The sequence below is a fragment of the Nonomuraea diastatica genome (assembly GCF_004349015.1).
Taxonomy (GTDB): Bacteria; Actinomycetota; Actinomycetes; order Streptosporangiales; family Streptosporangiaceae; genus Nonomuraea; species Nonomuraea diastatica.
In genome coordinates, this window is record NZ_SMKP01000333.1 from 1 (window position 1) to 5,092 (window position 5,092).

The following is a 5,092-nucleotide window of genomic DNA, read 5'->3' on the forward strand; positions in this document are numbered from 1 at the left end:
TTACATCCTGCAGAAGTCGGCGGTACCGGCTGTGGACACGCCGGCTCGACGTGCCACAGGCGCCGCACCCGGCCTCGGTGTTCTTCGCGCGTGTGCTGATCAGCAGGCCGTTGCGACTCTTCGTCACGGTGGCGTCCGGAATCGGGTGTAAACACGGACGTCGGTTCCGGTTTGATGGTCAGGTTAGCGGATGGCTGCGACATTTTCGGCTTGATCGTCGATGGGGTTGCCGGTGGCGGTAGGTGAGTGCGCACCGGTAAAGCTGGCCCGACCAAGTGACATGTTACTGAGGGGTAATTTCGGTTCAGCGGAGAGTCGTGGCAACTGCTTGGAGTTGGACGACCTGGATGCCATGCCCCCGGGACCTCACATCCGTGATCACGGGACGTGGTATTTGCTGAGGACGACTCCCGAGGGAAGGGGCTCGGCTGAGATCAGGTCGAGCCGCACAGGCTGACTGGTGTCGAACAGGGGCTTGCCGTTCTGCAGGAAGATCGGGTGCAGCAGCAGGTGGACCTCGTCGATGAGGCCGAGTTCGGTCAGTGAACGGATCACCCCGAGGCTGCCGTAAACCACGATGTCGCCTCCTGGGCCTTGCTTGAGTTCGTTGATCTGCTCGGGGTGGTCGATGCGCTGGGTGTTCCGCCACGGGGTGGTGTCCCCTGAGGCGGAGACGACGATCTTTTCCATGGCGTCGACCCGGGAGCCGTACCTGCGCACCTCCTCCGGTTCGCCGGGGTCGTGGGCGGCCTTGGGCCAGTAACTGGCGAAGTCGGTGTGGGTGATGCGGCCGAGCAGGAGGGTGTCGGCGCTTTCCACCAGTTCCCGCTCGTAGCGCATGACCTGGTCGTCGATCCGCAGCCAGTCCATCTCGTCGCGGGGTCCTGCGACGAATCCGTCGAGTGTCGTCCACATCGAAACGATGATCTTTCGTGCCATTTTGGGGCCTCCTGCTACTGAGCGGTGCTGAGGGCTTCGCGGACCGGGTCGGGCGTGCGTCCGGGGAGTCGATCTTCGCCGAAGTCGACGACGCCGACCCAGGTGGGACGCAGGCTGATGCGGACCATGCGCAGTCCGGGTTGGTCGATGGTCTCCAGGTAGGCGTTGGCGTCCTCCTCTGCTCTTCCCTGGCGCTGCATGGTGGCGTACTCGGGCAGCACCCCATCGGTCTCGGTCATCGTGACCCGTCCGCGGAGCATCAGCGCTTGCGGAGGGCCGTCGGCCGTGTCGATGCAGACCGCGACATCGGGGCGGGCGCGCAGGTCCCGGACCTTGTAGGTGCCGGCGAACGCGGCGATGACCAGTTCGTCGCCGGTCCACAGAAAGTTGACCGGGATCACCCGTGGCGTGGCGTCCTTACCCATGTAGGCCAGCCGCGCCACCAGCGGAGCGGCGAGCAGACGTTGTGCGGTGGGGGTGTCCAGGAGCCGCACATCCCCTTGCGGCAGGTTCTCGATGTTCATGTCTGGCACGCTAACAAGATTAACTCCTAAATAGCAAGCAATACTCCTAATTTAGGATTTTCCCTGCTAGGATGCGGACTATGACGCGTAGTTATGGAGATCCGTGCGGGGTGGCGCGCGGGCTGGATGTGATCGGCGAGCGGTGGGCGCTGCTGGTGGTGCGTGACCTGCTGCTGGGCCCCAAACGCTTCAACGACCTGCTCGGTGGCCTGCATGGCGCCAGCCCGAACGTGCTGACACAACGCCTGCATGACCTGATCGACCTCGGCGTGGTGCGTCGCCGAGACCTCGGTCCCCCGGCCCGTGTCCGGCTTTATGAGCTGACCGAGTGGGGGCACGAGCTGGAGCCGCTGCTTCTTCACCTGGGACGCTGGGGCAGTCAGGCACCCTCACCACCCCAGGGCGAGCTCGGCATCGACTCGCTGCTGCTGTCGCTCAAGGCCGGGTTCGACCCGGCACGTGCCGACGAACTGAGCGGTACCTACCAACTCGGCGTCGACGGCGACACCTACCTCGTGCGCGTCGCTGACAGCAGCCTCCAGATCGAGCGTCGGGCGGCCCGGCAGCCATCGGCGACACTCAGCACCGACCTCGACACCCTCCGCCAAGTGATCGACGGCCGGATCGCCATCCCGGCCGCCCAGCAGTCCAGCCGGCTGCACATCGACGGCGACGAGCCCTCCGTGCGACATCTGACGGACCTTCTCCAGCCGTAGGGTCAGGCGATGGCTCCGACAGCTTCGGCGTGATCGCTGGATGCGGTGCCGGCTACGGTGTGTGGTCGTAGCTGGCGGGGTGGGTCGAACAGGGTGCGGCGGAGGTCTTGCAGGAGGCGGAGGCCGTCGGCGGTCATGGTCAGGCCGCGCCAGCCGCGGGAAGCCCGGTCTAGCACGGCCCAGACGAGGTTGATGCAGGAGGTTTCGCCGGGAAAGCGGCCGATGACCTTGGCGCGGCGGCGGGTCTCGCCGAAGGTGCGTTCGATGAAGTTGGAGTGCCGGATGCGGTGGTGATGCTCGGCGGGAAAGCGCAGGTAGGCGGTCAGCCCTTCGCGGTCAGTGAGAAGGATCTTCATCGCGGCCGGGTACAGGGTGCGGTACTTGGCGGCGAACTCGTCGATGCGCTTGTCGATGATCTCGACGAGTTTCGGGCCAGGCTTGGTCTCCAGGTCTTCGGTGTCGAAGATCTTCCAGTAGGCGTCGCGGATCTCGCCCTGCATCCCTCTGGAGGTCTTCGCCAAGATAATCCTCAATCGATGAATAGTGCAGCGTTGACGCAGCGCAGCGGGGTAGACCTGCTCGATCGCGGCGATCAGGCCCTTGGCGCCGTCAGAGATGACCAGCAGCGGCGAGGCCAGGCCACGGTCATTGAGGTCGGTCAGGAAGTCAGCCCAGGCATCGGTGGACTCTCCAGTGCCCGGCGCCAGGGCGACGAAGACGGGCTTACCCTCGGTGGTGATGCCCCAGGCGGCCAGCACCGGCTCGGCCGGGCTGCCGGGATGCATGCGAAAGAACGACGCGTCCAGGAACAGGTAGTCCAGCGCGAGGTCGTCCAGGGGTCGCTGTGCCCACACCTGGTACTCCTTGGCGATCTGGGCACAGATCGTCGAGACCGTGGACTTGGAGATCGCGGCCTGGTCCCCGAGCGCGTCGGCCAGGGCTGCTTCGACGTCCCTGGTCGACAGGCCGCGCACAAAGGAGGCGATGACCAGAAACTCCAGGGCGTTGGTCTTGGTGACATGCTTGCCGAACAGCCGTGAGGCGAACTGTTCGGTGGTGCCACGCAGCTTGGGGCGGGCCAGCTCCACTGGCCCCGTGGTGGTCTTGACCGTCACTTGGCGGTAGCCGTTCCGTGATCCCGGACGAGCCTGCTTGCCCGCCGATGCGGCCCGCTGGTAGCGGTCCCGGCCGAGGAACTCGGTGACCTCGGCCTCCAACGCGGACTGCAACAGTACCTGCGCGCCGAGCCGGGCCACCTCCTCCAGGATCTCGGGCAGCTCGCGGTCCTCGGCGAACAGAGCGTCGATCTTGGCGTGGATACGGTCGGTAGGCGATACTCGAGACGACACGGGCGTGGTCCTTCCTTCGATGACTTTGGTCGGTTCTCGAAGAGGAACCTACGCCCGTCGTCATTTACACCGAAGGTTGGACGCCACCCTTCGTCACCCTCTCTACCTGCACTTCCGTCAGGTGCGGGAACAAGGTGGACAGAAGATCGAAGCAGGAGCACTCGCCCCCTGCTTGGAAGTGCAGCACAATAGCCCTCACGGTCGCTCGTGATGATCGGATTCTTGGTCGAACCTGATCTTCACGATGCGGCCGTCCTCATAGGCGGCCAGTGACGGAATCGCGATCACAATCACGCGCCGTCACGGCATCACGATCTTTGTGCCAGAGCCTCGGAAATCCTGGTCGATGGCCACGTAATCTCTTGATCTTGCCGTTTCTACCGGAGCTCCTGGAAGGACGACAATGACTGACCGCGATCAAGAAGAACGCGACGCGACGCGACGGCTTGTCCTGAGATACGGCGGTCCTGCTTTGCGACGGCTGGCTGCCGCGCAGGACGAACCCGATGACCTCGCCGCTGGGGGGGCATCCGTACCGTCAGCGTGCCGGTGGGGTGGCGTTCGAGAGTCAGCCGGTCTGATCATCGGATCGGACCAATCGGCGTTCCCAGGCCAGGGCCGCGACCACACCGATGGCATAGGCGACCAGGTCCCATGGGTCGGGGAACGCGCCGACCAGGACACCGCCGATGCCCGGCGGGGTCATGCCGACTATTTGGTAGAACTCGACGGCGGCGGCGATCGCGGCCGTGGCCAGGATGCGGCGTGCGGCGGTGGTGCGCCACAACAGCCCCAAGAACGCGTAGACCAGCATGGTGGCGCCGACGTCGCTCACGTAGCCGCGGATGAACGGTTGTCCCGGGCCCCGGTAGAAGAGGACGAACGCGCCGATGGCGAGGGCGACGCCACCCAGAAGGACCATGGCGCGGCGCATGAGATTGACATCTTCTCCGAATCTCTATGATCAGGACGAACCTGATCATAGAGCTCGTCACCTATGGCGGCATGCTCATTGCGTCAGGTCGGCGACCGCGGTGGAGTGCCATGGCGACGGCATGCCAGCACGCTGGAACGTAGTGACGATTCATCCGAAATGAGACCCGACCAGATGAAACAGGGGGTTACGGTGCGCTCAGCACCGTCTCGATGACCGCGCGCCATGGCCGATCCAGCCAGGCCTCGCGCCGCTTGATCTCATCGCCGATGCCCTCATCCCACATCCTCGCCCAGCCACCACCCCGCTCCTCGGCTCCGCCCCGGAGCACGATGTTGTCCGGCGTGTAATCCAAATGCCCAACCACTTCCGCCGGGTAGGTTCCGCCTCACTCCGTCGAAACCACCCTGGCCTGTCCGCCCACCCAGACGCCGCATGACCGTCCGCCTGGAAATTCCAAGGCCGCCAGCCTGGATCATGCTGGCCGCTCACCTGGAGAAATTCGGCTCTGGCACAAAGATCGTGATGCCGTGACGGCGCGTGATTGTGATCGCGATTCCGTCACTGGCCGCCTATGAGGACGGCCGCATCGTGAAGATCAGGTTCGACCAAGAATCCGATCATCACGAG

At 64.8% G+C, this 5,092-nt stretch carries 6 protein-coding genes; 1 reads left to right on the forward strand and 5 read right to left on the reverse strand.

From position 1 onward, the window contains the following. Positions 1-378: 378 nt before the first annotated feature. Together E1294_RS50890 and E1294_RS50895 are read right to left on the reverse strand one after the other, a co-directional pair. Positions 379-939 carry a dihydrofolate reductase family protein gene (locus E1294_RS50890; protein ID WP_132520227.1) on the reverse strand — a complete coding sequence of 187 codons (561 nt, stop codon included), beginning with the start codon at positions 937-939 and terminating at the stop codon, positions 379-381. A 14-nt stretch (positions 940-953) separates the two neighbouring features. Then, positions 954-1,463 carry a pyridoxamine 5'-phosphate oxidase family protein gene (locus E1294_RS50895; protein ID WP_132520229.1) on the reverse strand — a complete coding sequence of 170 codons (510 nt, stop codon included), beginning with the start codon at positions 1,461-1,463 and terminating at the stop codon, positions 954-956. Positions 1,464-1,543: 80 nt separating this feature from the next. On the opposite strand from E1294_RS50895, the gene E1294_RS50900 reads away from it, so the two are divergent. Beyond that, positions 1,544-2,179, forward strand: coding sequence for a winged helix-turn-helix transcriptional regulator (locus E1294_RS50900; protein ID WP_165977960.1), 636 nt, complete (start codon positions 1,544-1,546; stop codon positions 2,177-2,179). A gap of 2 nt (positions 2,180-2,181) precedes the next feature. Here the strand turns inward: E1294_RS50900 and E1294_RS50905 are convergent, their stop codons facing one another. The 3 genes from E1294_RS50905 to E1294_RS53920 form a co-directional block, all read right to left on the reverse strand. Next, positions 2,182-3,528: an IS256 family transposase gene (locus E1294_RS50905; RefSeq protein ID WP_425465290.1), complete on the reverse strand. Its 1,347-nt coding sequence runs from the start codon at positions 3,526-3,528 to the stop codon at positions 2,182-2,184. 568 nt (positions 3,529-4,096) lie between these two features. Next, on the reverse strand, positions 4,097-4,462 hold the full coding sequence (locus tag E1294_RS50910) for a DUF2809 domain-containing protein (protein ID WP_132520238.1): 366 nt from the start codon (positions 4,460-4,462) through the stop codon (positions 4,097-4,099). 187 nt (positions 4,463-4,649) lie between these two features. Further along, positions 4,650-4,817: a hypothetical protein gene (locus tag E1294_RS53920; RefSeq protein WP_165977962.1), complete on the reverse strand. Its 168-nt coding sequence runs from the start codon at positions 4,815-4,817 to the stop codon at positions 4,650-4,652. Positions 4,818-5,092 lie beyond the last annotated feature (275 nt).